This is a genomic window from Curtobacterium sp. ODYSSEY 48 V2, assembly GCF_023712625.1.
Classification (GTDB): domain Bacteria; phylum Actinomycetota; class Actinomycetes; order Actinomycetales; family Microbacteriaceae; genus Curtobacterium.
In genome coordinates this window covers 338,513-364,576 of the sequence record NZ_JAMAXX010000002.1, presented here as the reverse complement: position 1 = coordinate 364,576, position 26,064 = coordinate 338,513, and the positions used below count along the sequence as shown (strand labels likewise).

General features: G+C 72.9%; 29 protein-coding genes. 12 read left to right on the top strand and 17 right to left on the bottom strand.

Annotation, left to right across the window (positions count from 1 at the left end; translation table 11 throughout):
* Window positions 1–96: 96 nt before the first annotated feature.
* Together M3666_RS04420 and M3666_RS04415 are read right to left on the bottom strand one after the other, a co-directional pair.
* Window positions 97–1,878, bottom strand: coding sequence for a hypothetical protein (locus M3666_RS04420; protein WP_251154593.1), 1,782 nt, complete (start codon window positions 1,876–1,878; stop codon window positions 97–99).
* A 29-nt stretch (window positions 1,879–1,907) separates the two neighbouring features.
* Entirely contained in the window at window positions 1,908–3,338 is a 1,431-nt protein-coding gene (locus M3666_RS04415; protein WP_251154592.1) for a hypothetical protein, read from the bottom strand.
* Window positions 3,339–3,449: 111 nt separating this feature from the next.
* On the opposite strand from M3666_RS04415, the gene M3666_RS04410 reads away from it, so the two are divergent.
* Entirely contained in the window at window positions 3,450–3,881 is a 432-nt protein-coding gene (locus M3666_RS04410) for a GNAT family N-acetyltransferase (protein ID WP_209685025.1), read from the top strand.
* Between the two features lie 48 nt (window positions 3,882–3,929).
* On the opposite strand, the gene M3666_RS17010 is transcribed toward M3666_RS04410, so the two are convergent.
* The 3 genes from M3666_RS17010 to M3666_RS04395 are packed head-to-tail and all read right to left on the bottom strand — an operon-like array spanning window position 3,930 to window position 5,424.
* Window positions 3,930–4,457 carry an Lrp/AsnC family transcriptional regulator gene (locus M3666_RS17010; RefSeq protein ID WP_066655337.1) on the bottom strand — a complete coding sequence of 176 codons (528 nt, stop codon included), beginning with the start codon at window positions 4,455–4,457 and terminating at the stop codon, window positions 3,930–3,932.
* Window positions 4,458–4,488: 31 nt separating this feature from the next.
* Window positions 4,489–5,004: a hypothetical protein gene (locus tag M3666_RS04400; RefSeq protein WP_066655339.1), complete on the bottom strand. Its 516-nt coding sequence runs from the start codon at window positions 5,002–5,004 to the stop codon at window positions 4,489–4,491.
* 30 nt (window positions 5,005–5,034) lie between these two features.
* Window positions 5,035–5,424 (bottom strand): DUF5997 family protein, encoded by a 390-nt coding sequence (locus M3666_RS04395; protein ID WP_066655342.1) that lies wholly within the window; start codon window positions 5,422–5,424, stop codon window positions 5,035–5,037.
* A 33-nt stretch (window positions 5,425–5,457) separates the two neighbouring features.
* Between M3666_RS04395 and M3666_RS04390 the strand changes: the two genes are divergently transcribed.
* Both M3666_RS04390 and M3666_RS04385 read left to right on the top strand, forming a co-directional pair.
* The gene (locus tag M3666_RS04390) at window positions 5,458–6,240 is read left to right on the top strand and encodes a LysR family transcriptional regulator substrate-binding protein (protein ID WP_251154591.1); all 783 of its coding nucleotides are present in this window, start codon (window positions 5,458–5,460) and stop codon (window positions 6,238–6,240) included.
* Entirely contained in the window at window positions 6,237–6,707 is a 471-nt protein-coding gene (locus tag M3666_RS04385) for an N-acetyltransferase (RefSeq protein WP_066655347.1), read from the top strand. The genes M3666_RS04390 and M3666_RS04385 overlap by 4 nt, the downstream gene beginning before the upstream one ends.
* Before the next feature lie 10 nt (window positions 6,708–6,717).
* On the opposite strand, the gene M3666_RS04380 is transcribed toward M3666_RS04385, so the two are convergent.
* Both M3666_RS04380 and M3666_RS04375 read right to left on the bottom strand, forming a co-directional pair.
* Window positions 6,718–7,314 (bottom strand): DNA-3-methyladenine glycosylase I, encoded by a 597-nt coding sequence (locus tag M3666_RS04380; RefSeq protein WP_251154658.1) that lies wholly within the window; start codon window positions 7,312–7,314, stop codon window positions 6,718–6,720.
* 55 nt (window positions 7,315–7,369) lie between these two features.
* Entirely contained in the window at window positions 7,370–7,777 is a 408-nt protein-coding gene (locus tag M3666_RS04375; protein ID WP_245172227.1) for a VOC family protein, read from the bottom strand.
* Between the two features lie 104 nt (window positions 7,778–7,881).
* Between M3666_RS04375 and M3666_RS04370 the strand changes: the two genes are divergently transcribed.
* Entirely contained in the window at window positions 7,882–8,412 is a 531-nt protein-coding gene (locus M3666_RS04370; RefSeq protein ID WP_251159600.1) for a DUF3800 domain-containing protein, read from the top strand.
* Between the two features lie 329 nt (window positions 8,413–8,741).
* On the opposite strand, the gene M3666_RS04365 is transcribed toward M3666_RS04370, so the two are convergent.
* Complete coding sequence (locus M3666_RS04365) at window positions 8,742–9,068, bottom strand: hypothetical protein (protein ID WP_194074877.1); 327 nt, start codon at window positions 9,066–9,068, stop codon at window positions 8,742–8,744.
* Window positions 9,069–9,092: 24 nt separating this feature from the next.
* Window positions 9,093–10,763, bottom strand: a complete 1,671-nt coding sequence (locus tag M3666_RS04360) for a sodium:solute symporter family protein (protein WP_251154589.1) — start codon at window positions 10,761–10,763, stop codon at window positions 9,093–9,095.
* A gap of 136 nt (window positions 10,764–10,899) precedes the next feature.
* On the opposite strand from M3666_RS04360, the gene aroQ reads away from it, so the two are divergent.
* On the top strand, window positions 10,900–11,379 hold the full coding sequence (gene aroQ, locus M3666_RS04355) for a type II 3-dehydroquinate dehydratase (RefSeq protein WP_251154588.1): 480 nt from the start codon (window positions 10,900–10,902) through the stop codon (window positions 11,377–11,379).
* A 246-nt stretch (window positions 11,380–11,625) separates the two neighbouring features.
* On the opposite strand, the gene M3666_RS04350 is transcribed toward aroQ, so the two are convergent.
* Entirely contained in the window at window positions 11,626–12,222 is a 597-nt protein-coding gene (locus M3666_RS04350; RefSeq protein ID WP_209685020.1) for an NAD(P)H-dependent oxidoreductase, read from the bottom strand.
* Between the two features lie 87 nt (window positions 12,223–12,309).
* On the opposite strand from M3666_RS04350, the gene M3666_RS04345 reads away from it, so the two are divergent.
* Window positions 12,310–12,771, top strand: coding sequence for an MSMEG_6728 family protein (locus M3666_RS04345; protein ID WP_209685019.1), 462 nt, complete (start codon window positions 12,310–12,312; stop codon window positions 12,769–12,771).
* Window positions 12,772–13,076: 305 nt separating this feature from the next.
* On the opposite strand, the gene M3666_RS04340 is transcribed toward M3666_RS04345, so the two are convergent.
* From M3666_RS04340 to M3666_RS04315, 6 genes are all read right to left on the bottom strand, one after another.
* Entirely contained in the window at window positions 13,077–13,343 is a 267-nt protein-coding gene (locus M3666_RS04340) for a hypothetical protein (RefSeq protein ID WP_251154587.1), read from the bottom strand.
* 79 nt (window positions 13,344–13,422) lie between these two features.
* Window positions 13,423–14,607 (bottom strand): cysteine desulfurase family protein, encoded by a 1,185-nt coding sequence (locus tag M3666_RS04335; protein WP_066655362.1) that lies wholly within the window; start codon window positions 14,605–14,607, stop codon window positions 13,423–13,425.
* A 4-nt stretch (window positions 14,608–14,611) separates the two neighbouring features.
* Entirely contained in the window at window positions 14,612–15,499 is an 888-nt protein-coding gene (gene nadC, locus M3666_RS04330) for a carboxylating nicotinate-nucleotide diphosphorylase (protein ID WP_251154586.1), read from the bottom strand.
* Window positions 15,496–17,253, bottom strand: coding sequence for an FAD-binding protein (locus M3666_RS04325; protein ID WP_251154585.1), 1,758 nt, complete (start codon window positions 17,251–17,253; stop codon window positions 15,496–15,498). Before M3666_RS04325 ends, nadC begins: the two co-directional genes overlap by 4 nt.
* A 32-nt stretch (window positions 17,254–17,285) precedes the next feature.
* Window positions 17,286–18,557 (bottom strand): quinolinate synthase NadA, encoded by a 1,272-nt coding sequence (gene nadA, locus M3666_RS04320; RefSeq protein ID WP_251154584.1) that lies wholly within the window; start codon window positions 18,555–18,557, stop codon window positions 17,286–17,288.
* Between the two features lie 8 nt (window positions 18,558–18,565).
* Entirely contained in the window at window positions 18,566–19,285 is a 720-nt protein-coding gene (locus M3666_RS04315; protein WP_209685015.1) for an NUDIX domain-containing protein, read from the bottom strand.
* Window positions 19,286–19,387: 102 nt separating this feature from the next.
* Between M3666_RS04315 and M3666_RS04310 the strand changes: the two genes are divergently transcribed.
* From M3666_RS04310 to M3666_RS04300, 3 genes are all read left to right on the top strand, one after another.
* The gene (locus M3666_RS04310) at window positions 19,388–19,669 is read left to right on the top strand and encodes an acylphosphatase (protein WP_066655367.1); all 282 of its coding nucleotides are present in this window, start codon (window positions 19,388–19,390) and stop codon (window positions 19,667–19,669) included.
* Window positions 19,670–19,811: 142 nt separating this feature from the next.
* Window positions 19,812–21,296, top strand: a complete 1,485-nt coding sequence (locus tag M3666_RS04305; protein WP_066655368.1) for an MDR family MFS transporter — start codon at window positions 19,812–19,814, stop codon at window positions 21,294–21,296.
* A 71-nt stretch (window positions 21,297–21,367) separates the two neighbouring features.
* Window positions 21,368–22,615 carry a D-arabinono-1,4-lactone oxidase gene (locus tag M3666_RS04300; RefSeq protein ID WP_251154583.1) on the top strand — a complete coding sequence of 416 codons (1,248 nt, stop codon included), beginning with the start codon at window positions 21,368–21,370 and terminating at the stop codon, window positions 22,613–22,615.
* A gap of 27 nt (window positions 22,616–22,642) precedes the next feature.
* Here the strand turns inward: M3666_RS04300 and M3666_RS04295 are convergent, their stop codons facing one another.
* Complete coding sequence (locus tag M3666_RS04295) at window positions 22,643–23,134, bottom strand: 2'-5' RNA ligase family protein (RefSeq protein ID WP_251154582.1); 492 nt, start codon at window positions 23,132–23,134, stop codon at window positions 22,643–22,645.
* Window positions 23,135–23,371: 237 nt separating this feature from the next.
* Between M3666_RS04295 and M3666_RS04290 the strand changes: the two genes are divergently transcribed.
* Genes M3666_RS04290 through M3666_RS04280 form a run of 3 tightly spaced genes read left to right on the top strand, consistent with a single transcriptional unit; the run spans window position 23,372 to window position 26,033 of the window.
* Window positions 23,372–24,322 carry a MetQ/NlpA family ABC transporter substrate-binding protein gene (locus M3666_RS04290; RefSeq protein ID WP_251154581.1) on the top strand — a complete coding sequence of 317 codons (951 nt, stop codon included), beginning with the start codon at window positions 23,372–23,374 and terminating at the stop codon, window positions 24,320–24,322.
* Window positions 24,322–25,362 (top strand): methionine ABC transporter ATP-binding protein, encoded by a 1,041-nt coding sequence (locus tag M3666_RS04285; protein WP_209685010.1) that lies wholly within the window; start codon window positions 24,322–24,324, stop codon window positions 25,360–25,362. Before M3666_RS04290 ends, M3666_RS04285 begins: the two co-directional genes overlap by 1 nt.
* Window positions 25,359–26,033, top strand: a complete 675-nt coding sequence (locus tag M3666_RS04280) for a methionine ABC transporter permease (protein WP_066655373.1) — start codon at window positions 25,359–25,361, stop codon at window positions 26,031–26,033. The genes M3666_RS04285 and M3666_RS04280 overlap by 4 nt, the downstream gene beginning before the upstream one ends.
* Window positions 26,034–26,064: the final 31 nt, after the last annotated feature.

Genomic DNA, 26,064 nt, shown 5'->3' with positions numbered 1-26,064 from the left:
GCTCCCAGGGATGCTCCAGGCGCTCCACAGCGGCATCCGGCTCGCGGACACAGGTCGGAGGGGCGCCGCGGACGACGCCCCTCCGACTCCCTGGTGTCAGGCGGTGCGCCTGCGGAGCACGAGCACGCTGGCTCCGAGGAGCAGGAGCAGGAACGCGATGCCCGCCGGGACCGTCTGCGAGCCGGCTCCGGTGTACGCGAGCTCCGGCTGCGCCGCCGGCGCAGCAGCGGCGGTCGTCCCCGTCGAGGACGCCACGGTCGACCGGGAGGCGCTGGTCGCCGTGACCGCGCCGGCCGCGGTGACCTCCGTGCTCGCGACCGGGACGGTGGTCGCCTCCGGCACCGAGGTGCCGGGGGTCGTCCCGCCCGTCGTGTCACCGGGCGTCACGCCCGGGTCCGTACCGGGGTCGGTCCCCGGGTCCGTACCGGGGTCAGTGCCCGGGTCCGTACCGGAGTCAGTACCCGGGTCCGTACCGGGGTCCGTACCGGGGTCAGTACCGGGGTCGGTGCCCGGGTCCGTACCGGGGTCGGTGCCCGGGTCGGTACCCGGGGTCGTGCCCGGGGTCGTGGTGCTGGTGCCGTCACCGACGATGCCGATGCCGTTCCCGCCGACGGTGATCGGCACACTGATCACGGGGATCACCTGCGTCCCGCCGAGCAGACCACCGTCGCCGGAGGTCGTGCCACCCGCGGCCGGGGTCGATCCCGATCCCGAGCCGGTGCCGGTCGTGCCGGTGCCGGTGCTGGTGCCGTCACCGACGACGCCGATGCCGTTCCCACCGACGGTCACCGGGATCGCGACCACCGGGGCGACCTGCGTCCCGGAGCCCACGCCGTCGTCACCCGACGTCGTGCCACCCACGACCGGGGTCGAACCCGAACCCCCGCCGGTGCCGGTCGTGCCGGTGCCGGTGCTGGTGCCGTCTCCGACGACGCCGATGCCGTTCCCGCCGATCGTGATCGGCAGGTCGACGATCGGTGACACCTGCGTGCCACCGAGCACAGCGTCGTCACCGGACGTCGTGCCACCCGCGGTCGGGGTCGAACCCGAACCCGAACCCGAACCCGGGGCAGCGGTCGGCGCCGTCCCCGTCGCGGAGCCGTCACCGAGCACCCCGATGCCGTTGCCGCCGACGGTCACGGGGACGGACACGACCGGGGCGACCTGCGTCCCGGACGCGATGCCGTCCGAACCGGACGTCACCGGCTCGGCTGCCGGTTCCGGGACCGCCGGGCTGCTCGTCGCCGCGGCCGGAGCGGACGCCGGAGCGGCTTCCGCGTCACCCACGACACCGACGGCGTTGCCGGTGACCGACACCGGAGCGGTGACGTCACCGACGACCTGCGTCCCCGACGCGACAGCGTCCGAGCCGGTCGTCGTCGGAGCAGGAGCAGGAGCCGGGGCGGGCGCGGGAGCCGAAGCGGGCGCCGGAGCGGTCGCCACGGCGTCGCCCGCCACGGCGACCGCGTTGCCGGTCGCCTGCACCGGTGCCGTCACGACGGGCGCGACCTGGGTGCCGGACGCGATGCCGTCGTCACCCGAGGTGCCCGGCGCAGGGGCAGGGGCAGGAGCCGGAGCCGGAGCAGCCGGAGCGGGAGCCGGAGCCGAGCCGGTCGTGGACACGGCGTCGCCGAGCACCCCGAGGGCGTTCCCGGAGACGGACACCGGGGCACTGATCGACGGTGCCACCTGGGTGCCGGACAGGAGGCCGTCGTCACCGGAGGTCGTGGCGGCGTTCGCCACCGCGGTCCCCCCGAGCGTCAGGCCGCCGACGAAGAGGGTGAACCAGAGCCCTCTCGAGACGTACTTGTTCATGGTCGTTCGTTCCTCACTGATCGAGATCTGTCCTCCGACCGCGATCGCGGTCGGGTGGTGCATGCCTGCCGTGCTGGACAGGCGCACCGATCTCAGTCAGGAGCGACGTCGTGGTCGCCGACGACGGACGCGGGGACCACGTCGTCGGCGAGGCTGCCGCGTGACCCCACAACGAGGGAGAACCGGACACCGGAGGTGCCGTCGAGCCCGACGGGCGCGGCGCCCGCGGAGCCGGAGGTGGCACCGCCCGCGGCACCGGAGACGCCCGGGCCGGACGGGAGGCCGTCGTGGCCGTGGCCGTCCGCCGGGACGAGCAGCGCCGCCCCGCCGACGGTCGCCGCGGCCGGCACCGGAGCGGCCGGGGCGGCAGCACCGACGACGGTGGCGACCGCCACGTGCTCGATGGCCGGAGCGACGTCGCGTGCGACGTCACCCGGTACTGCCGGGACACCGGCCACCGTCAGTGGGCCGCTGGCGCCGTCCACGGCGACGGCGGAGGCCGGGGTGGGCGCGTCGTGCCGGACGCGCACCGGCTGCTCGTCCGTGCCGCCCACCGCGGTCGGCGCGGTCCCGGGGACGGGCGCCGTGCCTCCCGGCAGGAGGGGCGGCAGCGGGGCCGGCGAGACGGGGAGCGGCAGGACCGGCGTCACCGGGAGCGGCAGGACCGGGAGCGCGTCCTCGACGGGCGGGAGGACCTGCTCGACCGTGCCGGGCAGCGATCCGACGGTCGTCCCGACACCGTCGACCACGTCGTCGAGCGCTCCGGTGACCGGCGCGGTGACGGTGCCGACGGTGTCGTCACCGAGCAGGTCGCGGGTCACCGGGAGGGCGCCGACCACGCTGTCGACCGTGTCGACGACGCCCGTGACGGGCCGTGCTCCCGTGACCGTCTGCACCGTCTCGGTGACGGGGCGGAGGGCGCCGGTGAGGGTGTCGGTGAGCGGCCGGGAGGCACTGCTCGCCACGTCCTCACCACCGGCGGTCGTCGGCGTGGCCGGGATCGCGGCGGTGCCGGTCGGCGGAGTCGGCGACGCCTGCGGCGTGGACGGGGCCTGCTGGGCCGCCGGCGTCTGCTGTGCGGTCGTCGTCTGCTGGGCCGCCGGCGTCTGCGGGCTGGTCGCTGGGACGGCCGGTGCGGCGTGCTGCACGACCGGCGGTGCCGGCGGTGCGGGACGCGCCGGGGCGGGAGCCGCGGCGGCAGGAGCCGGAGCGGCAGCGACGGGAGCCGGAGCAGCGGGGGCGGGAGCCGGAGCCGCTGGCACCGGGGCAGCGGCGGGCAGTGCGACGGCCTGCCGCACGGGGGCGACCGCACTGTCGACGGCCTGCGTCGCTCCCTGCACGGTGTCGCCGACGTCCTGGACCAGCCCGCTGACCAGCCCGCGCTGCTGCGGAGCCCCCTCGGCTGCTGCGGCCGGACGGGCACCGAGGAGCAGCGAGAGCAGCACGAGCGCAGCGGCGACCCCGACGCCCACGAGGGCGGTCCGGAGCAGCGCGCGCCAGGGGTCGCGCAACGGCTGGTCCATGCGCTCACCTCCTGATCTCGGCTGCGCACGTAGAGTGGTTGACCGGCACTGTACGCCGATCGATCCCGGACCGGAACCGGTCACGGAAGAAATTCTCAGGAAAGGCCGCACGTGGTCTCGATCTTCTCCGCCCCGACGCGCAACCTCGACATCGTGACGCTGCACGAGATCCTGCGGCTCCGACAGGACGTGTTCGTCGTCGAGCAGGAGTGCGCCTACCCGGACATCGACGGCCGCGACCTCGAGCCGGGCACGGTGCAGTTCTGGGCAGGACAGGGCTCGGTGGACGCCACGCTCCGGCTGCTCCGCGAGGACGACGGCACCGAGCGCATCGGCCGCGTCGCCACCGCCCGGCACGCGCGGTCGCAGGGGCTCGGGGCGCAGCTCATGGAGGCGGCGATCGCCGAGTCCCGCTCGTCGTCGATCGCGATCAACGCGCAGGCGCACCTCGAGCAGTGGTACGGCCGGTTCGGTTTCGTGCGGTCCGGCGACGACTTCCTCGAGGACGCCATCCCGCACGTCCCGATGATGCGCACCCGCTGAGCGCACTGTCGTCCGCGTCCCGGGTCGGTGCGAGGTCGTCGGCCCGGGTCAGGCGCGCCAGCGGCGGAGCTCGTCGAACGACCGCCCCTGGTGCGCGCGGTCCGCGACGAGCCGCTCGAACACGATGTTCGTCTGCGTCGTCGCGACGGCGGGGTCCCCGCTCAGCTCGTCGGCGACGAAGTCCCGCAGCTGCTCCGTCGACGTGCAGGCGATGTGCACGAGGAAGTCCTTGTCGCCGGCGAGGAACGCCACGTCCTGCACGACGGGCACCCGGAGCAGGCGCTTCGCGAAGTCGCGCAGTTCGTGCCGGGCCGCGGCGTGCACCCGGACGGACACCATCGCCTCGATCGCGAACCCGAGCTTCGCGACGTCGACGTCGGCCCGGTAGCCGCGGATCACCCCGGCGTCCTCGAGCGCGCGCACCCGCGTCAGGCACGTGGACGGCGCGACCCCGACCGCGGCCGCCAGCCGGTTGTTCGGCATCCGGGCGTCGCCGGCGAGGGTCCAGAGGATGCGCTCGTCGACCTCGTCGAGGCGCGGTGCGGGATCGGGGCGACGGACGGTTCGGTCGGACACGCCCCGACGTTACCGCTGGTCGACCCCCGCGCTACATCGCCAGCGTCATCCCGACCACGGCGACCGTCATCGCGAAGACCTCACCGCTGCGGACGGCTCGACGGTCCTCGCGCGCCCACTCGTACCGGAGCAGCCACCCGCTGAACGCGCAGTAGCCGATCACACCGGCTCCGAGGACCGCGGAGAGCGCGATCCCGTGTCCGGCGTGCCCGTCGGACAGCCCGGTCGCGTGCCCCATCAGGAGCATGCCGGCCATCACGACCGACGACAGTGCCCGGTGCACGTCCATCGGCTCCGCCCGACGCCCGTCCGGCCGACGGCGCCGCAGCACGGGCAGCGGCGCGAGGAGCAGCAGCGTCGCCGCGGCCAGCAACGTCCACGAGGCGCCCGCCTGCACGACGGGGAGCACCATCGCCACGAGCATCACCGCGGCGGGGACGATCACACCCGGTCGGGGCCGGTAGCGGTCCCCCACGATGCAGCAGACCGATGCGAACTGCGGCACGACGAGCATCGCGTCGGCGACGGTCTCGTGCACGGCGGTCACGGCGAGCGGCGTCCGGGTCGGTCCGGTCGGTCAGTCCTGGGCGCGCGCAGCGGCCTTGTCGGCACGCTCCTGCTTCACGCGGGCGTTCTCGGCGTGCACCTCGGCCTGCGTCGCACGCTCACGCACGAGCCACTCGGGCATCTCCTGCAGGAGGGCCTTGACCTCGGCGGTGGTCAGGGGCTCCTCGACCCCGGCACGCACCAGGCCGGAGATCGACACGCCGAGCTTCTGCGCGACGACCGGACGCGGGTGCGGCCCTTCGCGACGGAGTTCCTCGAGCCACGCCGGCGGCTGCGTGCGGAGCTCGTCGAAGGCGGTCCGGGTGACCGGCTCCGCGCGGAACGACTCCGGGGCTGCCGCCAGCAGGATGCCGAGCTTCTTCGCAGCCGTCTCGGGCTTCATCGTCTGTTCCTGCGCCATGCGTACCAGGGTACGGCCCCTACACTCGGTTGCATGACCGCGGCCCTCACCATCGCCTTCGTCCCGGGGGTCTCCCCCGCGAAGTGGGTCCGGGTCTGGCGGGAACGCTTCCCGGACGCCGAGCTCGGCCTGCTGCCGATCGGACCGACCGAGGTCGACGACGCGCTCACCGGCGAGGCCGACATGGCCTTCGCCCGGATGCCCGTCGGCGCCCACCTCAACGCCATCCCGCTCTGGACCGAGACGGCCGTCGTCGCGATGCCGAAGGACGCGTCCCTCGCCTCCTCCGACGTGGTGACCGAGGCCGACCTGGCCGACGTGCACGTCGTCGACGCCGGGCCCGTGCCGGAGGACGTGTCCGCCGCCCTCGACCTGGTCGAGGCGAACGTCGGAGTCGTCGTGCTCCCCCAGTCCCTCTTCCGCGCGTCCAGCCGCAAGGACCTGGTGGCGAAGCCCCTCGACGGCGCAGCGGGCACCCGGATCGCCCTCGTCTGGCGCGACGCGGACGCCTCCGACACCACCGAGGAGTTCATCGGTGTCGTGCGCGGTCGCACCGCCAACAGCTCGCGGAACGCCGCCGACCGACCGGGAGGCACGACGAACGCCGACGACGCCGGCTCGCGCGGCACGCGGGACGGCTCCGGAGCCGGTCGCGGCAGCACCGCCCGCGCCGGTGGTGGCAAGGCCACCGCGAAGCAGGCCGCCGGCGGCAAGGCGGGCGGCAAGGGCGCGCGCAAGCCGCGCGGGACCGGACGACCGGGCACCCAGCGACTCGGCAACGGCAAGCCGAAACGCGGGTCCAAGGGCAACCGGTGACGGACACGCGGCTCGTCCCGATGCCGGCCACGCGCCTCCCGGCCTGGCTGGACCGCACGATGGCGGAGTACGTCGGATCGCGCATGCGGGCCGGTGAGACCCGCGAGCAGGCCGAGGCGAACAAGCAGCGTTCGCTCGACCAGTGGTTCCCGGACGGGGCACCCCTGCCCGACCACTTCGTCTGGGACCTGGTCGACGACGCGGACGCCGTCGTGGGGTACCTCTGGATCGGACCGTTCTCGTCGGGCAGCACCGAGTGGTGGGTGTTCGACGTCGAGGTCGACGAGCCGTTCCGTCGCCGCGGTCACGCCCGACGGGCGCTGGAGGCCGGGCAGCGGGTCGCCCGTGAGCACGGCGCCACGAGCATCGGGCTCAACGTGTTCGGGTACAACACGGGCGCGCAGGACCTGTACGCCGCGCTCGGCTACCGCGTCACCGCGACGCAGATGCAGCTCCCGCTCGACTGATCGCGGCCTGTCAGGCCCAGACGCCGGACGTGCCGCGTCGGTGACTGCCGACCAGGTGCGTGTCGACGATGCCGAGTGCCTCCATCAGGGCGTGCATCGTCGTGGGCCCGACGAACGCGAACCCGCGCTTCCGCAGGGCCGTCGACAGCGCCACGGACGCCTCGCTCGTCGTCGGGACCTCGGCGATCGTCCGCGGCGCCGGTGTCGCGTCCGGCCGGAAGGACCACACGAGGTCGGCGAGCCCACCGTCGGCGCGCAGGGCGATCGTCGCGTTCGCGTTCGTGATCGTCGCGCGGATCTTCGCCCGGTTCCGGACGATGCCGGCGTCCGCAATCAGGCGCTCGACGTCGTCGTCCCCGAAGACCGCGACCACGTCCGGGTCGAAGTCCGCGAAGGCCGCGCGGAACGCGGGGCGCTTGGACAGGATCGTGCGCCAGGACAGCCCGGACTGGAACGCCTCGAGCGACAACCGCTCGAACACCCCGCGCTCGTCGCGGACCGGCATGCCCCACTCGGTGTCGTAGTACTCGCGGAGCATCGGGTCGGTCGCGGCCCAGACCGGGCGCGCGAGGCCGTCCTCTCCGGTCACCAGGCCGTCGGGGATCATCGTCGGGTCGTCGCTCACGCGTCCATCCTGGCCGACCGCACCGACGACCCCGGGGTCACCGGTCGGTGCCGTCGCCCGTCATCGCGGCCTGGTCCATCCAGACGTACTCCCACCGGTGGCCGTCCGGGTCGGTGAAGCTGCGCTGGTACATGAAGCCGAGGTCGGTCTCCGGGCGGTCCTCGTTCCCGCCGCTCATGACGGCGGCGTCGACGATGCGGTGCACCTCGTCCTTCGAGGCTGCGCTCAGCGAGTTGATCACCTCGACCGTCCCGGGGGCGGCGATCGTCCCGTCGGTGAACTCCTGGAACTTCGCATGCGTGAGGAGCATCACGTACACGGTGCTGCTCACGACGATGCACGCGGCGGTCTCGTCGGTGAACTCCGGGTTCACCGTGTAGCCGAGCGCCTCGTAGAAGCCGACTGCCCGGTCCAGGTCGGTGACCGGCAGGTTGATGAACACCATCTGCTCCACGGTGGTTCCCTTCGTCGAGCACCAACCTGGCGCAGCCGCCCGTCGAGCGCAACCGTTCCTCTCTGCAACCGACTGGTACGTCATACTCTGGTCACATGGAGCGGGCCTACGTCGACGAGTCAGAGCCCGGCGGTGGGCTCGATCACACCAGCTACGTCCTCGCGGCGGTGGTGGTCGTTCAATGCCGAGCCGAGACTGCGCGTGCGGCGGTCCGGTCAGCCAAGCCCTCCCGCATGCGGAAGCTGCACTGGTACGAGGCGCTCCGGACACAGCGCATCTCCTGGCTGGACCTGCTCGCCGTCGCGGCAGCGGTCTTGGTCGTTCGCTACGACGGTGCCCCTGCGCGAGCGGAGCGGCGACGTCGGTCGTGCTTGGAGCGCCTCGTGTGGGAGCTCGAGGTCCGCGGGGTGCAGCACGTCGTGCTCGAGTCGCGAGGAGCCTCCTGTGATGCTGCCGATCGGTCGATGTTCGATGCGCTCCGTCGACGAGGCGTCGGTCGATCGGTCCGGTACGAGCACGTCCGAGGGACGGACGAGCCCCTTGTCGCCCTCGCAGACCTGGCCTGCGGCGCGTACGCGTCCGGGATGCACGAGGAGATCGGCGCAGAGATCGTCGTCGTGCGCTGAAGCAACTCGTCGTGCGATGGAGCGAACCGACGTGTCGTGACACCGGGGCCCCGAGGCCCGGACAGCGCGAAGCCCCGGGCCCGCGCTGGCTGCAGGCGTATCCGGGGCTCACTTCCGGTCGAGCAACACGCGACCGACATGTCAATGCTAGGAACGATGACCGACGCCGTCAACCGCCCCGTGCCTCCTGGCCGCCCGGTGTTTCCCAGAACGCTCGAAGCGCGAAGCGAGAACGGGCGTACCAGGTCGGATCGACCGACCAGGTACGCCCGTTCGTGCCGGGTACGCCCGTTCGTGTCAGGCGGGCCGTGCAGCCGCGCGCAGCGGGGTCAGACCCGCTCGCGCCCCTCGCCTGCGGCGCGCTGGTCGGCCTCGGCCTCGGCCTGCCCGACGATGTCCTCGGCAGGCACCGGGTTCAGCCGGTCCCACAGGAAGAAGAGCAGCCCGCCGACGAGCAGCGACAGCCCGACCCACAGGTTGATGTGGATGCCGCCGGTCTTCTCGGGGTCGGTGTCCCAGTGGACGATGCCGACGATGGTGGTGATCACGCCGTAGAGCACGAACAGGCCGCCGAGGATGCGGCGCAGGTCGAGTCGGCGGGTGGAGCGGACGAGCGCCGCCTGCTCCTCGGTGAGCTTCGTGGTGTCCTCACGCATGGGAGTACTCCTTCGGGTCCGGGCCTAGAGGAACGGCAGGTAGAGGGCGACGCACAGCACGAGCGCGACGGTGCCGAGCAGCGCGGGCGAGCGGTACCAGGCGGTGTCCGTCGCGACGGCACCGGCGGTCATGTCGATCTTGCCGACGCCGTACACCAGGCCGCCGAGCTCCGACACGTCCTTCGGCTTCGTGGCGAGCGAGACGAGCACGCCGACGACGAGCACCGTGACGAACGAGATGATCGCGCCGTACATCGTCTCCGCCGTCGCCGTCGAGAACAGCGACGGGTCCACGAGGTACGCGATCCAGGTGATCGTCGGCGTCACGATGCCGAGCACGTAGCCCCAGAGCGCGCCCTGGGTGGTCATCCGCTTCCACAGCAGTCCGAGGATGAAGACGCCGAAGAGCGGTGCGTTGAAGAACGAGAACAGCGTCTGCATGTAGGTCATGATGTTGCCGGCCTGCGCGGCGAGGAACGCCGTGCCGATGCCGACGACCACGCCGACGACCGTGACCCAGCGACCGGTCTTCAGGTAGTGCAGGTCGGGCATGTTCGGCTTGATGTACCGCTGCCAGATGTCGTACGTGAAGACGGTGTTGAAGGACGAGACGTTCGCCGCCATGCCCGCCATGAACGAGGCGAGCAGACCCGTCACCGCGATGCCGAGCACGCCGGTCGGCAGGTACATCTGGATGAGCTTCGGGATCGCGTCGTTGTAGGTCAGCTCCCCCGAGGCGAACTGGTTGCCCACGACGGCCGCGGCGATGAGCCCCGGCACGACGACGATGAACGGGATGAAGAGCTTCGGGATCGCCGCGATGAGCGGGGTCCGGCGGGCTGCCGACATGTTCTTCGCCGAGAACGCGCGCTGCACCTCGGTGAAGTTCGTCGTCCAGTAGCCGAAGGAGAGCACGAAGCCGAGGCCGAGCACGATGGCGAGCCAGTTCGCCCCGATCGGGTTCGTGACGTCGCCGATGCCGGTACCCGTCCAGGCCTGCAGGTGCTGCACGCCCTGGGTCTGCTTGATGGCCTCGGTGAGACCGCCCCACCCGCCGACACGGTGCAGGCCGACGATCGTCAGCGGCACGAGGCCCGCGATGATCACGAAGAACTGCATGACCTCGTTGTAGATCGCGCTGCTCAGGCCACCGAGGGTGATGTAGGCGAGCACGAACGCGGCGGACACCAGGATCGCGAGCCACTCCGGCCAACCGAGCATCGCCTCGATGACGATCGCCATGGCGTAGAGGTTGATGCCGGCGATGAGCACGTTCGACACCGCGAACGCGATCGAGTTCACCAGGTGCGGCGCCTTGCCGAAGCGGCGGAGCATGAACTCCGGCACCGACCGGACCTTGGACCCGTAGTAGAAGGGCATCATCACGAGCCCGAGGAACACCATCGCGGGCACGGCACCGATGAGGTAGTAGTGCAGCGTCGCCATGCCGATCTGCGCGCCGTTCGCGGCCATGCCGAGGATCTCGGTCGCGCCGAGGTTCGCGGACACGAACGCCAGGCCCGTGATCCAGGCCGGCATCGAGCGGCCGGACAGGAAGAAGTCCATGCTCGTCCGCACCTGCTTGCGGGCGGTGAACCCGATGCCGATGACCACCGCGAAGTACACGATGATCATCAAGTAGTCGACCCAGCCCAGTTCGAGCCGGATCCCGTTGGTCGCCGCAGCGAGAACCATGCGATCTCCACATCAGTGTGTTGCAGTCGGCAACTGCGCCGACCCGAGCGGGAACGTTACACCGCGATGTGACCGTTCACACAGCTCGCGCATCCGTCGCCGTCGCCGCAGCCCCGCCGCTCGGTAGGCTCTCCCCATGAGCGACCCGGTCACCGACACCACGACACGCCCCCGGCGGATCCTCGTCCTGAACGGGCCGAACCTCGACATCCTCGGGCGTCGCGACCCGGCACAGTACGGCACCGTGACGCTCGCCGAGCTCGAGGCGATCGTGCACACCGAGGCGGCGGTCCACGAGCTCGAGGCGGATTTCCGGCAGACCAACCGCGAGGGCGAGCTCGTCGAGTGGCTGCACGAGGCGCTGGACGACTTCGTCGCGGTGGTCATCAACCCCGCCGCCTACGCGCACACCTCGGTCGCGCTGCACGACGCGGTCGAGGCACTGAGCGTCCCGGTCGTCGAGGTGCACCTCTCGAACACGTGGAAGCGCGAGCCGTTCCGGCACGTCGACCACGTCGCGACGGCGGCGACCGCGGTCATCGCCGGTGCGGGCGCCGACGGCTACCGCCTGGCGGTCGCCCACGTCGCGTCGCTGGTGGCCGACCCGACCGACTGACGGCCTGGAGGCGCGGCACCCGCCCGCCACGCGCCTCCCGTCCGCCCCGCGTCCAGACGTCCCGTCCGTCCCGTCCGTCCCGTCCCGTCCCGTCCCGGTGAGGTTCCGAGCGGGCGATGTACGTCACGGTCGCGCTCGACCGTGACGTACGTCGCCCCCTCGGCGGACGACGCGCGGCGTGTCGTGCCCGCTCGGCGGCGCGACCGGCGGCGCGTCGTGCGACCGCGAGCGGCGGGCGGGCGGCGGCTAGAAGTCGGCGGGACGGCGGACGTCGTCGGCGCCGACGGCGGCGAACCCTCCGCGGACGATCGGCAGCGCGCGCCGGACCGCCTGGTCGATGCGCAGCTCGAGGTCGACGCTGGCGATGTCGTACCCGCCCTCGCGCTTGGTGAAGTCGCGCTCGTTCCCGAACACGCCGAGCGGCAGGGTCGTCGACTGGAAGAAGCCGAACAGCGGGCGCATCTGGTGCTCGACGAGCAGTGCGTGCCGGTCACTGCCGCCCGTGGCGGTCAGGAGCACCGGGGTGTCGACGAGGTCGTACTGCCCCACCCAGTCGAAGAAGAGCTTGAAGGCACCGGAGTAGGCGGCCCGGAACGCCGGGCTGCCGACGACGAGCACGTCCGCTGCCTCGACGGTCTCGAGCGCTCGCCGGGTGCGGTCCGACATCGCCTCGCGGGAGGGCGCGGCACCGAGGTCCGCGAGCAGAGGTCCGATCTCGACCTGTGCGGTCCGGGCGTCCGGCAGGTCCTCCGCCATGCGCGCCACGGTCGCCCCGACCAGGGTCGAGGTGCGCGAGGGGTCCGATGGGCTGCCGCTGACGCCGACGACGAGTGCTCCGTCCATGCGGTCGATGCTCACACGTCGTCCGAGGGCCCGTCCGGGTGTGACGACTTGTGTCGCCCACCAGCACGCGCGGGTACCGTCCGGGTGATGCAGACGTTCCTGCCGTACGCCGACTTCCGCGCCTCGGCCGAGGTCCTCGACGACAAGCGACTCGGCAAGCAGCGCGTCGAGACCCTGCAGGTGATGCGGGCGTTGACCCTGCCGGACTACGGCTGGCAGCACCACCCCGTCGTCGCCATGTGGCGCGGGTACCGCCCGGCGCTGATGGCCTACCAGGACGCGACGTGCCGGGTGTGGCTCGAGCGCGGGCACGCCGACACCTGCCTGGAGAAGACCCTGGCCGACCTCGGGCTGGTCCCCGAGGACTTGGTCGCGTACGAGCGCGGCGACTTCGCGGTGCCCGCGTGGAACACCGACCCGGCGGTGCACGCCTCGCACCGGTCGAAGCTCGTGCAGAAGGCGCCGGAGCACTACCGACCGTTGTTCCCCGACGTGCCCGACGACCTGGACTACGTCTGGCCGGGCGTCCCCGAGCCGCCGGCACGCTGACACGCTGACACGCTCACCCCCGGGCACGACGACCGGGCGGCCGCCGCTCGACGGTGGGACGGCAGCTGCGCGGCCGTTCGACGCCACCGCGACCCGTCGTGGACTGACAGGGGGTACGGCGCCGGTCAGGGTCCGGCGCCGCGTCCACGACGGGCGCGGCGGCCGCTCGGGCACGACGACAGGGGATGTCGTGTCCGGCGCCGGACGCGGTCAGGGGTGCTGCGTCCGGTCATGAGCACCGCGGGCCCCGGGGGGGGGGGGGGGGGGACGGGACCGCGCGGTGCTGGCCTCGGGTGGTGGGTTCCTCAGAGGTGTTCGGTGTCTCCTCGGTACCGGTCCGTCTCGCTGGGGGCGGGCATGGCCCGACGGAGTGGCGCGGTGCCGACCGTCGGGAGCAGGGCACTCACGACGGTGGCGAGTGCCCCCACGGTCGCGATGGCGCCGAGCGGGGCGGTGCCGAGGTCGTGCTGCGCGGCGAGTGCGATGGCGACCACGGTCGCGGGTGCCGGCAGGAGCTGGACCGCACGGAAGGGGACCTCCTGTCGGTCCCGGGTGGTGATCGCGTTCGCCATGGCCCCATCGTGACGGACGATCGCTGTCCGCAGAAGGGGGGACATCACCCCCAACTATGGAGTAGAACGTCTAGTACACTCAGCTCAGGCGCCGAACCGCGGCGACCGACTCGGCGACCGCCCGCACCACGACGGCCACGTCCTCGTCCGTGAGCCCGTCGTCGAACGTCAGTCGCAGGGCCGTGCGCGCGGTGTCCTCCGACAGTCCGAGGGCGGTGAGGACGTGTGAGGCCTCGGTGCTCCCCGCGGCACAGGCGCTCCCGGAGGAGGTCACGACGTCGCGCTCCTCGAGTTCGAGCAGCACGGTCTCGCCGTTGACCGCCGGCGGACCACCCGGCACCGCCGGGAAGCAGAACGACGCGTGCCCCGGGAGCCGACCCGCCCCGCCCAGCGCCGACCCGACCGGCGCCGCCCCGGTCAGCACGGCACCGGGCACCGACGCCAGCACGCCCTCGACCACGGCGTCCCGGGTCACGGTCGCACGGGCGGCAGCGGCGCCCCGGGCCCCCTCGACGAGCGACACCGCGGTGGCGAGGGCGACCGCTCCGGCGACGTCCTCGGTCCCCGACCGTCTCCCCCGCTCCTGTCCCCCGCCGTGCAGCAGCGGCTCGAGCGGTACCCCACCCCGGACCGCGAGTGCGCCGGTGCCCTTCGGTGCGCCGAGCTTGTGCCCGGAGAACGACAGCGCGTCGACGCCGAGCCGGTCGAGCCCGAGGGGCAGCCACGGAGCGCTCTGCACGGCGTCGGTGTGGAACCGGGCGCCGACGCGGTGCGCGACCGCCGCGAGGGCCGGGAGGTCCTGCACGGTGCCGACCTCGTTGTCGGCGTGTGCCACCGAGACGAGCGTGGTGTCCGGACGGACGACCCGCGCGAGCGCCTCGGGCGTCACGGTCCCGTCGCGTTCGACCGGCACGAGCGTGACGGTGAACCCGTGGTGGCGCTCCAGGTACCGGCAGCTCTCGAGCACCGCCTCGTGCTCGATCGCGCTCGTGACGACGTGCCGGCCGCGGGGTGCCGCGAGCGCGATGCCCTTGACCGCGGTGTTCGCACCCTCGGTGCCGCCGGTGGTGAGGACGACCTCGCCCGGACGGCACCCGAGGAACCGGGCGATCGTCGCCCGGGCGTCGGCGAGTCCCCGGGCGGCCGCCTCGCCCACCCCGTGCGTGGACGACGGGTTGCCGAAGACGCCGGTGAGGTACGGCCACATCGCCTCGAGCACCTCGCGGCGGACCGGGGTGGTCGCGGCGCGATCGAGGTAGAACACCGGGTCAGCCGCCGGTCACGTCGACGTCGAGCCCGAGGTCGAGCGCCCGCGCCGAGTGGGTGAGTGCGCCGACGGAGACGACGTCGACCCCGGTGCGCGCGATGGCGCCCACCGTGTCGAGCGCGACCCCGCCGGAGGCCTCGACGAGCGCACGGCCCGCGACCAGCCGCACGCCCTCGACGAGCTGCTCCGGCGTGAAGTTGTCGAGCATGATCGTGTCGACACCGGCCGCGACCACGGGTTCGACCTGGTCGAGCCGGTCGACCTCGACCTCCAGGTGGACCGTGTGCCCGAGCCGACCACGGGCTCCGCGGACGGCGTCGCCGATCGCGGTGCCGCCGGCGAGCAGCACGGCCAGGTGGTTGTCCTTGGCGAGGACGGCGTCGGACAGCGAGTTCCGGTGGTTGTGGCCACCGCCGCAGCGCACGGCGTACCGCTCGACGGCCCGGAGGCCCGGAGTGGTCTTGCGGGTGTCGACGATCCGTGCGCCCGTCCCCGAGACGGCCGCGACGTACCGCGCGGTGACGGTCGCGATGCCGGACATCCGCTGCACCAGGTTGAGCCCGACCCGCTCGGCGCGCAGGACCGAGCGCGCAGGGCCGTGCACCGTGGCGAGGACCTGTCCGGCGTCGAAGGGCTCGCCGTCGGCCACGTGCAGCTCCGTGCGCACCGTGGGGTCGACGGCGTGCATCACGGCGGCGAACACCGCGCCGCCAGACAGCACGCCGGGTTCGCGGGCGGCCAGGGTCGCGGTCGCGCGGGCGTCGACGGGGATGAGCGTCTCGCTCGTGACGTCACCCCACGGAGCGTCCTCCTCGAGCGCCGTCTCGATCACGCGACGCAGGGCGTGCGGCGGGATCGTCCCGGGGTCGGCTGCGGTGGTGGTGGTCATGCGGGGACTCCCTGCTGGACGGGCGCGGTGCTGCTGGACTGCGCGGTGCTGCTGGACTGCGCTGTGCTGCTGGACTGGACGGAGGCCGGGGCGCTGCCGCGCCGGACGGCGCGGACCCACCCGGTCGACACCGGCGCGGAGGGATCGGTCTCCGGGTGGTCGGTGCGCGCGTGCGACCCGCGCGACTCGGTCCGGGAAGCCGCCGCGAGCGCGGTGACCCGCGCCAGGTCGAGCAGGGCGCGGTCCTCGTGGTCCCGCACGGTGCGCGCCACCGGCGACCGGAGCGCAGCGAGCGCGCGACGTGCGGCGGCGAGTCCGTCCGCGTCCCGGAGCAGGCCGACCCGCTCCGTCATCTCGGTCTGGACCGCCTGCCGGAGGTCGGTGGCACGGTCCGGGTGGGCGGCGCCTCCAGGCCGTCCGCTGCGGTCCGTCCCGTGCGGCGTCGATCCCGGCACCCCTCCGTCCGGCCGGGAGGCACGGTGCGGCTCCGCCTCCGTGCCCACCTGGTCGTCGGGGACGGTGCGCACGGGCAGGGCCGCGTCGCCGCGCAGGCGCAGCTGCGCGGGTCGTGGGGCACCGATCGCGTCGGCGGTCCGCACGCCGAAGACGAGCCCCTCGAGCAGGGAGTTCGACGCGAGTCGGTTCGCGCCGTGGACGCCGGTGCAGGCGGCCTCGCCGACGGCGAGCAGTCCGGGGAGGCTGGTGCGCCCCTCGCTGTCGGTGGCGATCCCGCCCATCGCGTAGTGCGCCGCCGGGGCGACCGGCACGCCCTCCCGCGTCCAGTCGAAGCCGGCCGCGCGGGTCGCGCGGGTGAGGCCGGGGAAGCGTGCGACGAGCCGGTCCGCGCCGAGCCCCGTGGCGTCGAGGAGCACGGGGGCGCCGCCCTGGTCGCGGACGGCGGCTGCGATGCCGCGGGCGACCACGTCGCGCGGCGCCAGCTCGGCGTCCGGGTGCACGGCGCTCATGAAGCGTCGTCCGGCGGCGTCGCGCAGGACGGCACCCTCGCCGCGGACCGCCTCGGAGAGGAGCCCACCGTCGGGCACGGCCAGCCGGGTCGGGTGGAACTGGACGAACTCCAGGTCAGCGAGGACGGCCCCCGCCCGCCAGGCCGCTGCGACGCCGTCGCCGGTCGCGACCAGCGGGTTGGTCGTCTCGCGGTACAGGTGGCCGGCGCCCCCGGAGGCGAGCACGACCGTGTCCGCCTCGATGCGTCGGGGCTCGCCGAGCAGGTCGAGCACGTCCACACCGACCACCGCTCCGTCCCGGACGACCAGGTCGGTGAGGCAGGTGCGCTCCAGGACCGTGACGTGCTGCCGGTGCAGGGCGGCGACGAGCGTGCGCTCGACCGCGGCGCCCGTGGCGTCGCCGTCGGCGTGCAGGACGCGCCAGCGACCGTGCGCGGCCTCGCGCCCGCGTGCCAGGTCGTCGCCGTGGCGGTCGAGGGACGCGGGGTCCGACGTCCGGTCGAACGGGACGCCCAGCGCGAGCAGGTCCCGCACCCGGGCGGGCCCTTCGGCGCAGAGCAGCGCGACGGCGCGCGCATCGGCCCCACCGACGGCCGCGACGTGGGTGTCGTGCTCGTGCAGCGCGACGGCGTCGTCGGCGCCGAGCGCGACGGCGATCCCGCCCTGGGCAGCGGCGGTGGCGCCGTCGGCGAGCCCGCCCTTCGTCACCAGGGTGACGTCGTGGCGGGCGCTGGCGCGGATCGCGGCGGTGAGCCCGGCGATGCCGGACCCGACGATGACGACGTGCACGGTGCGGTCCCCGGTGTCCTCGCGCGGGGCCGTCAGCCGCGGGGCTTCGCGGCGAGCATGCGCTCGAGCGCGACCCGGGCGTCGGCCTGCACGTCGGCGGGCACCGTGATCTCGTTGAGGACCTCGCCGCGGACGAGTGCCTCGAGCACCCAGGCGAGGTAGCCCGGGTGGATCCGGTACATCGTCGAGCAGGGGCAGACGACGGGGTCGAGGCAGGTGATCCGGTGCTGCGGGTACTCGGCCGCGAGCCGGTTCACCATGTTGATCTCGGTCCCGATCGCGAACGAGGTCGGTGCGGTGGCGGCGGCGACGGTCCGGTGGATGAGGTCGGTGCTGCCCGCAGCGTCCGCGGCGTCCACGACGGCCATCGGGCACTCGGGGTGCACGATGACCTGCACACCGGGGTCCTCCCGGCGGGCCTGGTCGATCTGCTCGACCGTGAACCGGCGGTGCACCGAGCAGAACCCGTGCCAGAGGACCACCTGCGCGTCGAGCAGGGTCTGTGCGTCGTTGCCGCCGAGCGCCTTCCGCGGGTTCCACATGGGCATGCGGTCGGTGCTGATCCCCATGGCCTTCGCGGTGTTCCGACCGAGGTGCTGGTCGGGGAAGAACAGCACGCGCTGCCCCCGCTCGAACGCCCACTCGAGCACGGTCGCCGCGTTCGACGACGTGCAGACGATCCCACCGTTCCGGCCGCAGAAGGCCTTGAGGTCGGCGGCGGAGTTCATGTACGTGACGGGGATCACCGGCACGCGCCCGTCGGCGTCGGGCTCGGTGCCGTACACAGCGGCGAGCTCGGCCCAGGCCGCCTCGACGCTGTCGATGTCGGCCATGTCCGCCATCGAGCACCCGGCGGCGAGGTTCGGCAGGACCACACGCTGGTCGTCACGGGCGAGGATGTCCGCCGTCTCCGCCATGAAGTGGACGCCGCAGAACACGATGGCCTCGGCGTCGGGCCGGGTCAGGGCGGCGTTCGCGAGCTGGAACGAGTCGCCGAGGAAGTCCGCGTGCCGGACGACCTCGTCGCGCTGGTAGAAGTGGCCGAGCACGACGACCCGGTCCCCCAGCGTCGCCTTCGCCCGCTCGATGCGCTCGTGGAGTTCCGCGTCGCTCGCGGTCCGGTACTCGTCGGGGAGCTGCCCCTGCCGCGGTGCGGAGGTCGGGATGACGTCGGACATCGACGAGCCGGGGCCGTAGCCCGGGCGGCTGTCGAAGTCCCAGGTCGGCGCGGCGAGGTCGGGGGTGCAGGTGCTGCCGTCGGCCTTGCCGTTGGAGATGAGCTCGATCGTGGTGGCGATGGACACTGTGGTTCCTATCGGTTCTGCGGGTGGTGCTGCCGGGGGTGGGCGGGCTGCAGCGGGCCGTTGTCCGCGTAGGCCAGGTCGGGGTTCGAGCGGTACAGCCGAGCCGGGCGGTGCCGGTCACCGCTCGTGGTCTCGTCCGTCGCGATGACGGCGTCGGACTGCGCGACCTGTCGACGGAAGTTCGCGGGGTCGAGCGTCCGCCCGAGCACGGCCTCGTACACCCCGCGCAGCTCGGCGAGGGTGAACCGGTCACCGAGGAACGCCTGCGCGATCCGCGAGTACGACACCTTGTTGCGGAGCCGCCAGAGGGCGTAGGCGACGATGTGGTCGTGGTCGAACGCGAGTGCGGGGTGCTCGTCGGCCAGGAACCAGCGGACGTTCCAGTCGTCGGGGACGGACTCGGCCTCGTCGGGGTGGACGAGCGCCCAGTAGACGATCGACACCACGCGGCTCGGCGAACGGTCGACGTCGCCGAACGCGTACAGCTGCTCGAGGTACCGCGGCTGCACGTTCGTCGTCTCGCGCAGGCGCGCCGCGGCGGAGTCCTCGAGCCCCTCGTCCGGTCCGACCCAGCCACCGGGCAGCGCCCACGACCCCTCGAACGGATCGGCGACGCGGCGCACGAGCGGCATCCACAGCGCCGGGGCACCGGTGTCGGGGTGCGGGCGCAGGGCGACGATCACGGTGGAGACCGCGACGCGGATGCTGGTGGGAGGTGATTGTGTCATGATGACTCGAAGTGTTCGGGTTGCAATGACACTATCAGGCGGTTCACGGAACCGGAACAGCGCCGTAACGTGCAGGGTCCCAGACGTGCCTACATTGGCGCCATGACGACGGTGACGAGGGTGCACGCCGTGGTGTCCGGCTCGGTGCAGGGGGTCGGCTTCCGGTACTGGACCGCACGCAAGGCAGACGGGCTCGAACTCGACGGGTACGCCAGGAACCTGTTCGACGGGACCGTCGAGGTCGAGGCCGAGGGGCCGTCCGAGGCGGTCGAGGCCCTCATGGCGTTCCTCCGCACCGGTCCGCCGACCGCCACGGTCACCGACGTCGCCCGACGCAGCGTGGTCCCGCACGGCGACGGCGACGGGTTCGCGATCCTGCGCTGACCGCGCTCGGGGTGGACCTGTTCACGAGGACGACACACGGAAGCGGAATACTCGGATCCGTTCAGGCGGTTGCCCTGTCTGCGCGGTCCGCGCGCCCTCGTCCTCTCCGCCGTACTCCACCGTCACTCCCCAGGAGCCCCGCATGACCCAGGCCGTCGATTCCGCCCCGCGCACCGGGAGCGTCTCGCAGCCCTCCGCCGGCGAGACCAGACTCGTGATCGGGCTGCTGCTCGTCTCCGCGTTCGTCGTCATCCTCAACGAGACGATCATGGGTGTCGCTCTCCCCCGGCTCATGGAGGACCTCGACATCTCGGCGGCCACCGGGCAGTGGCTCACCACGGGCTTCCTGCTCACCATGGCCGTGGTGATCCCGATCACCGGGTTCCTGCTCCAGCGCTTCAGCACGCGCCAGGTCTTCATCGCGGCGATGGCGCTGTTCAGCCTCGGTACGCTCGTCGCCCTCGCGGCACCCGGCTTCCCCGTGCTGCTCGTCGGCCGCATCGTGCAGGCCAGCGGTACCGCGATCATGATGCCGCTGCTCATGACGACCGTCCTCAACCTGGTCGAGCCCGCGCACCGCGGCCGCATCATGGGCAACATCTCGATCGTCATCTCGGTGGCGCCCGCCGTCGGCCCGACCATCTCGGGCCTGATCCTCAACGCGTTCTCGTGGCGCTGGCTCTTCGGGTTCGTGCTGCCGATCGCCGTCGCCGCGCTCGTGCTCGGCGTGCTCAAGGTCCGCAACGTGACCACGCCCCGCCGCGCGCCGCTCGACGTCCTGTCGGTCGTGGTCTCCGCCGTGGCGTTCGGCGGGATCGTCTTCGGGCTGTCCAGCTTCGGCGAGGCCGGGTCGACCGGGCCGCTCGTCCCCGTCCTCGCCCTGGTCGTCGGTTTCGCGGCACTGGCGTTCTTCGTCGTCCGGCAGACCCGCCTGCAGCGCACCGACAGCGCCCTGCTCGATCTCCGGACCTTCCGCACGAAGGGCTTCACGGTCCCGATCGTCGCGATGGGCATCAGCTTCATGGCGATGTTCGGCACGCTGATCCTGCTGCCGATCTACCTCGAGCGCGTCCTCGGGCTCGAGGTGCTGACCGTCGGGCTCCTGCTCCTGCCCGGCGGCCTGATCATGGGGCTGCTCTCGCCCCTCGTCGGCCGCATCTACGACCGCCGCGGCCCCCGCGTGCTCCTCGTGCCCGGGTCGATCATCATCAGTGCCGTGCTCTGGGCGCTCTCCACGGTCGGGGTCGACACCAGCGTGTGGTTCGTCCTCGGCGCCCACGTCGTGCTGAGCATCGGCCTCGCGCTCACCTTCACCCCGCTCTTCACCGCCGCGCTCGGTGGCCTGCCGCCGAAGCTGTACTCGCACGGCAGCGCGGTGCTCGGGACGACGCAGCAGCTCGCAGGTGCCGCGGGGACAGCGCTCTTCGTCACGCTCCTGACGATCGGTGCGGCCTCGGCGGGAGCCGACGCGGACGCCGCCGGGGTCGCCGCCGCGACCGCCTCGGGCGTGCAGACCGCGTTCCTGGTGGGCGGCGTCATCTCCCTCGTCGGCATCCTCACCTCGGCGTTCGTCCGCCGCCCGGCGACGCCCGAGGGCGCACCCGCCGGCGCCCCCGCGATGCACTGACCCGGAACACCACCGGACCGGGCCGGCGGTCCCCGGTGCCACGTGGACGACGGCGTGGCATCGTGGGCGGCATGCGGTCGACGGCGCGCGAGGTCAACTGGTCCGGTACGGTCACCTACTCGGCCGAACGGGTCGAACGGCCGCGCACCCTCGAGGAGGCCGCCGAGGTCGTCGCCCGGTCGCAGCGGGTGCACGGGCTCGGCACCCGCCACTCGTTCAACGACGTGGCAGACGCCCACGGGGTGCTGCTCGACCTGACGGGGCTCCCCACGGACCTCGTCGTCGACGCCGCCGCCGGCACGGCCTCGATGGGTGCCGGTACCAGATACGGGGTGGTGGCGCCGGAACTCGACGCCGCGGGGGTCGCCCTGCACAACACCGGCTCACTGCCGCACATCTCGATCGGCGGCGCGATCGCCACCGGGACGCACGGGTCGGGCACGACGCTCGGGTCGCTGAGCACCGCCGTCCGGTCGTTCGAGCTCCTCGGACCGGACGGTGCCGTGCGGACGGTCCGTCGCGGCGAGGACGACTTCGACGGGGCCGTGCTGCACCTCGGGCTGCTCGGCATCGTGACGCGCGTCGAGGTGGACGTCGAACCGTCCTACCGGATGCGCCAGGACGCGTACGGGCCCGTCCCGTGGGACCGGTTCGTCGCGCACGTCGCCGACGTGCACGCCGCGGCCTACTCGGTGTGCTCCTACACGGTGTTCGGGGACGAGGTCGGCGAGGTGCTGCTGAAGTCCCGCGTGCCGGACGGCGCCGACGACGTCGACGTCCCGGAGGCCCTGCTCGGCGCACCGCGGCTGCCGGGACGCCCGGCCGACGGTCACGTCACCGCTCGCGACGGCACCGTGGGCCCGTGGTGGGACCGGCTGCCGCACTTCCCGATCGACGCGGTGCCGAGCGTCGGGTCCGAGGTGCAGAGCGAGCACTTCGTCCCGCTGCGGCACGCTGCCGCCGCACTGGAGGCCCTCCGCGGGCTCGCCGACCGGATCCAGCCACACCTGCACGTCTGCGAGCTCCGCACGATGGCCGCCGACCCGTCCTGGCTCAGCCCGACGCAGGGCGAGGACGTCCTCTGCATCGCGTTCACCTGGCGGAAGCACCCCGAGGCGGTCGCGGCGCTGCTGCCGGACCTCGAAGCACGGCTCGCGCCGTTCGACGGCCGGCCGCACTGGGGCAAGACGAGCTCGCTCGACGCCGACGCGGTCGAGGCCCTCTGGCCGCGCCTGCCGGACTTCCGCAGGCTGGTGGCGGCGGCCGATCCGGAGCGGCGGTTCGCGTCCGTGTTCGGTGAGCGGGTGCTGCGGACCTGAGCCGCGCCTCCCGACCGGGTCCACCCCTCACGCGACAGGGGTGACCGTCTTCGTCTCGCCGTCCCAGTGGCGGACCCCGCCGACGGTCAGGGTCTCCGGCAGCGGGGTCGCCCGGAGCGCCGCGACCGCGGCGGGCAGGTCCTCGTCGCGCACCCGACGGGCGAAGGTGACGTGCGGCGACCAGCCGCCGGGCAGCGAGGTCTCCACGGCGTCGGGTGCCCGCCGGTGCACCGCCGCGTGGAAGGCCGCGAGGACCGGGTCCACGACGACGGCACGGACGAGCACGGACCGCCCGGCGCCGGCGGGGAACAGCAGGAGGCCACCGAGCCGGAGCGTCGTCGGCACCGCGGCGTCGAACCCCTCCGGGACCGGCAGCGCGTCGCCGGCCGCGAGGGTGATGTGCGGGTCGTTCGTCCCCGACCGGCCGAGGCTCGGCAGGTCGGCTGCCGTCAGGGCGTCCCACGCGGCGCGCACGGCGGCGTCGGAGTCGGGGTCGAGGACGAGTTCGAGGCTGCGCACGCTCCGAGTCAACCAAGCCCCGCAGCGCCCGGTGCTCGCCGTGCGGCACCTGTGGAGAACGGCACGGATGTAACACGGCGGAACGGATCGTGCGTGTCGCGCCGCGGGCAGCCACACTCGGAACCTGGCCGCGGCATCCCGCGGCTCCCCACGCACCGCCCGTGCACGCCGCCGTCCGGGCTCGCCCCGCCCGGCCCCGCCCCACCCGTCCGGGCACGTCCCCCACGAGGAGCACCCATGTCCGCAGCACCCGTCCTGCCTCAGAAGCCGAAGGGCAGGCGCCCCGTCGGCTGGATCATCGCCGCCGCCGTCGTCGTGGTCGCGATCGTCGTCGCCGTCGTCGTGGCGGCCGTCCGCTCGGGCGGTTCCGGTGGTACCGCGGCCGGCAGCGGCACGCAGGAGACCGTGACGATCGGCGTCGCCGACAAGTCGCTCGGCTACTGGAGCACGTACACGAAGCTCGCGAAGGACGAGCTCGGCGTGACGGTGGAGCTCACCAACTTCTCGGACTACTCGCTGCCGAACCCCGCGCTCAAGGACGGCCAGCTGGACATCAACCAGTTCCAGCACATCCAGTACCTGGCGGACTACAACGTCACCTCGGACGACGACCTGCAGCCGATCGGCTCCACCGCCGTGTACCCGCTGCCGCTGTACGCCACGCAGTACTCGAAGCCGAGCGAGCTGCCCGAGGGTGCGAAGGTCGCGATCCCGAACGACTCGATCAACCAGGCGCGCGCGCTCCTCATCCTGCAGTCCGCGAAGCTCCTCGAGCTCGAGGACGGCGGCTCGGCCTTCTCGACCACGACCGACATCGAGTCGTCGAAGGTCGACGTCCAGCCCCTCGACGCCTCGCAGACCGCGAACGCGCTCCAGCAGGGCTCCGTCGCCGCCGCGGTCGTGAACAACAACTTCGCCACCGCCGCGAAGCTCCCGACCAGCGACATCGTCTTCCAGGACGACCCGGCCAGTGCGAGCGCCGCCCCGTACGTGAACGTCTTCGCGGTGCGCGACGCCGACAAGGACAACAAGACCTACCTCGACCTGGCGAAGCTGTTCCAGGACCCGGCAGTGCAGAAGGCCTTCGCCAAGGACCTGCCCGAGGCCGTCGCCCGCGACGAGAGCGCCACGAAGCTCCAGGCCGAGCTCGCGACGGTCGAGCAGGACGCGAAGGCGGCCAAGCAGTAGTGCCCGCCCTCGTCGAACTCCGCGGCGTCTCGAAGCACTACCGCCGCGCCGACACCGGCGAGACCGTGGTGGCCGTCGAGGACGTCTCCCTGGACGTGCACCAGGGAGAGGTCCTCGGCGTCATCGGGTACTCCGGTGCCGGCAAGTCCACCCTCGTCCGCCTCGTGAACGCCCTCGAGCTCCCCTCGTCCGGCACGGTCACCGTCGGCGGCAGGGAACTCACCGCGATCCCGGAGAAGGAACGCCGCCTGGCCCGCCGGAAGATCGGCATGATCTTCCAGCAGTTCAACCTGTTCCGCTCGCGGACCATCGCCGGCAACGTCGCGTACCCGCTCAAGGTCGCGGGTGTCGCGAAGGCCGAGCGGGACCGCCGTGTGGCCGAACTCCTCGACTTCGTCGGGCTGCTCGAGCGCGCGCACGCGTACCCCGAGCAGCTGTCCGGCGGGCAGAAGCAGCGCGTCGGCATCGCCCGCGCGCTCGCCTCGAACCCCGAGCTGCTCCTCGCCGACGAGGCCACGAGCGCCCTCGACCCGGACACCACCTCCGAGGTGCTCGCGCTCCTCCGTCGCGTGAACCGCGAGCTCGGTGTCACCATCGTCGTCATCACGCACGAGATGGACGCGGTCCGCCGGATCGCCGACCGGGTCGCCGTGATGGAGAACGGCCGCGTGGTCGAGGTCGGCGACGTCTACGACGTGTTCGCCTCGCCGCAGACCGGTGCGGCGCAGCGCTTCGTGCGCACCGCCCTGCACGACCGCCCCTCGGCGGAGCAGCTGGCGCGGCTGCGGGAACACCACCGCGGCCGCCTGGTCACGGTGCAGATCACCGACGAGGTCGGCCTGCAGAACCGGATCGACGCGGCCTTCCGCACCGCCGGGGTGTCGGCCGAGCTCGTGTTCGGCGGCGTCGGCGAGATCCGCGAACGCCGCATCGGGTCGCTGACCTACGAGTTGACCGCGGACGACCCCGCCGCCGTCGACCGCGCGATCGGGGCACTGCGCGACGGACACGTCACCGTCGACGAGGAGGTCGCAGCATGAACGGCAACGGCTTCCAGAGCGTGATCGACACGTCCGACGTGTTCCTCGCCGCGATCCGCGACACCCTCGTGATGACGCTGGTCTCCCTCGTCTTCGCGGGCGTGATCGGCCTCGCGCTCGGACTGGTCCTCTACGCCACCCGTCCGGGCAACCTGCTCGGCAACCGGGCGGTGTACACGGTCGTCAACGTGCTCGTGAACATCGTGCGCCCGATCCCGTTCGTGATCTTCCTGGCCGCGATCGCACCGCTGTCGCGCGTCGCCGTGCAGACCACGATCGGCGTCCCCGCGGTGACGTTCGCGATCTCGCTCGCGGCGTCCTTCGCGGTGTCCCGGATCGTCGAGCAGAACCTGCTCGCCGTCGACCCGGGCGTGGTCGAGGCCGCACGGGCATCCGGCGCGCACCCCGTGTCGATCCTGCTGACGGTGCTCATCCCCGAGGGCGTCGGACCGCTCATCCTCGGCTACACGTTCATCTTCGTGGGCATCGTCGACATGACGGCGCAGGGAGCCCTGATCGGTGGCGGCGGCCTGGGCGAGTACGCGATCGTGTACGGCTCGCAGCGGTACGACTGGTGGATCGTCTACGTGTCCGTGGCGGCGATCGTGGTGATCGTCCAGCTCGGGCAGTTCATCGGCAACCGGCTCGCGCGGGCGACGCTGCGTCGCTGAGGTGCGAACCGGTCGCCCCGGCGACCGACGA

What these genes read in the sequence shown, in the direction of transcription:
- M3666_RS04280 (WP_066655373.1), top strand. Translation starts at nt 25,359, where the DNA reads ATGAACGGCAACGGCTTCCAGAGCGTGATCGACACGTCCGACGTGTTC.
- M3666_RS04310 (WP_066655367.1), top strand. Translation starts at nt 19,388, where the DNA reads ATGACGACGGTGACGAGGGTGCACGCCGTGGTGTCCGGCTCGGTGCAG.
- M3666_RS04345 (WP_209685019.1), top strand. Translation starts at nt 12,310, where the DNA reads ATGCAGACGTTCCTGCCGTACGCCGACTTCCGCGCCTCGGCCGAGGTC.
- M3666_RS04390 (WP_251154591.1), top strand. Translation starts at nt 5,458, where the DNA reads ATGACCGCGGCCCTCACCATCGCCTTCGTCCCGGGGGTCTCCCCCGCG.
- M3666_RS04415 (WP_251154592.1), bottom strand. Translation starts at nt 3,338, where the DNA reads ATGGACCAGCCGTTGCGCGACCCCTGGCGCGCGCTGCTCCGGACCGCC.
- M3666_RS04370 (WP_251159600.1), top strand. Translation starts at nt 7,882, where the DNA reads ATGGAGCGGGCCTACGTCGACGAGTCAGAGCCCGGCGGTGGGCTCGAT.
- nadC (WP_251154586.1), bottom strand. Translation starts at nt 15,499, where the DNA reads ATGACCACCACCACCGCAGCCGACCCCGGGACGATCCCGCCGCACGCC.
- M3666_RS04395 (WP_066655342.1), bottom strand. Translation starts at nt 5,424, where the DNA reads ATGGCGCAGGAACAGACGATGAAGCCCGAGACGGCTGCGAAGAAGCTC.
- M3666_RS04365 (WP_194074877.1), bottom strand. Translation starts at nt 9,068, where the DNA reads ATGCGTGAGGACACCACGAAGCTCACCGAGGAGCAGGCGGCGCTCGTC.
- M3666_RS04300 (WP_251154583.1), top strand. Translation starts at nt 21,368, where the DNA reads ATGCGGTCGACGGCGCGCGAGGTCAACTGGTCCGGTACGGTCACCTAC.
- M3666_RS04360 (WP_251154589.1), bottom strand. Translation starts at nt 10,763, where the DNA reads ATGGTTCTCGCTGCGGCGACCAACGGGATCCGGCTCGAACTGGGCTGG.
- M3666_RS04290 (WP_251154581.1), top strand. Translation starts at nt 23,372, where the DNA reads ATGTCCGCAGCACCCGTCCTGCCTCAGAAGCCGAAGGGCAGGCGCCCC.
- M3666_RS04340 (WP_251154587.1), bottom strand. Translation starts at nt 13,343, where the DNA reads ATGGCGAACGCGATCACCACCCGGGACCGACAGGAGGTCCCCTTCCGT.
- M3666_RS04420 (WP_251154593.1), bottom strand. Translation starts at nt 1,878, where the DNA reads ATGCACCACCCGACCGCGATCGCGGTCGGAGGACAGATCTCGATCAGT.
- M3666_RS04315 (WP_209685015.1), bottom strand. Translation starts at nt 19,285, where the DNA reads ATGACACAATCACCTCCCACCAGCATCCGCGTCGCGGTCTCCACCGTG.
- aroQ (WP_251154588.1), top strand. Translation starts at nt 10,900, where the DNA reads ATGAGCGACCCGGTCACCGACACCACGACACGCCCCCGGCGGATCCTC.
- M3666_RS04350 (WP_209685020.1), bottom strand. Translation starts at nt 12,222, where the DNA reads ATGGACGGAGCACTCGTCGTCGGCGTCAGCGGCAGCCCATCGGACCCC.
- M3666_RS04380 (WP_251154658.1), bottom strand. Translation starts at nt 7,314, where the DNA reads ATGATCCCCGACGGCCTGGTGACCGGAGAGGACGGCCTCGCGCGCCCG.
- M3666_RS04305 (WP_066655368.1), top strand. Translation starts at nt 19,812, where the DNA reads ATGACCCAGGCCGTCGATTCCGCCCCGCGCACCGGGAGCGTCTCGCAG.
- M3666_RS04375 (WP_245172227.1), bottom strand. Translation starts at nt 7,777, where the DNA reads ATGGTGTTCATCAACCTGCCGGTCACCGACCTGGACCGGGCAGTCGGC.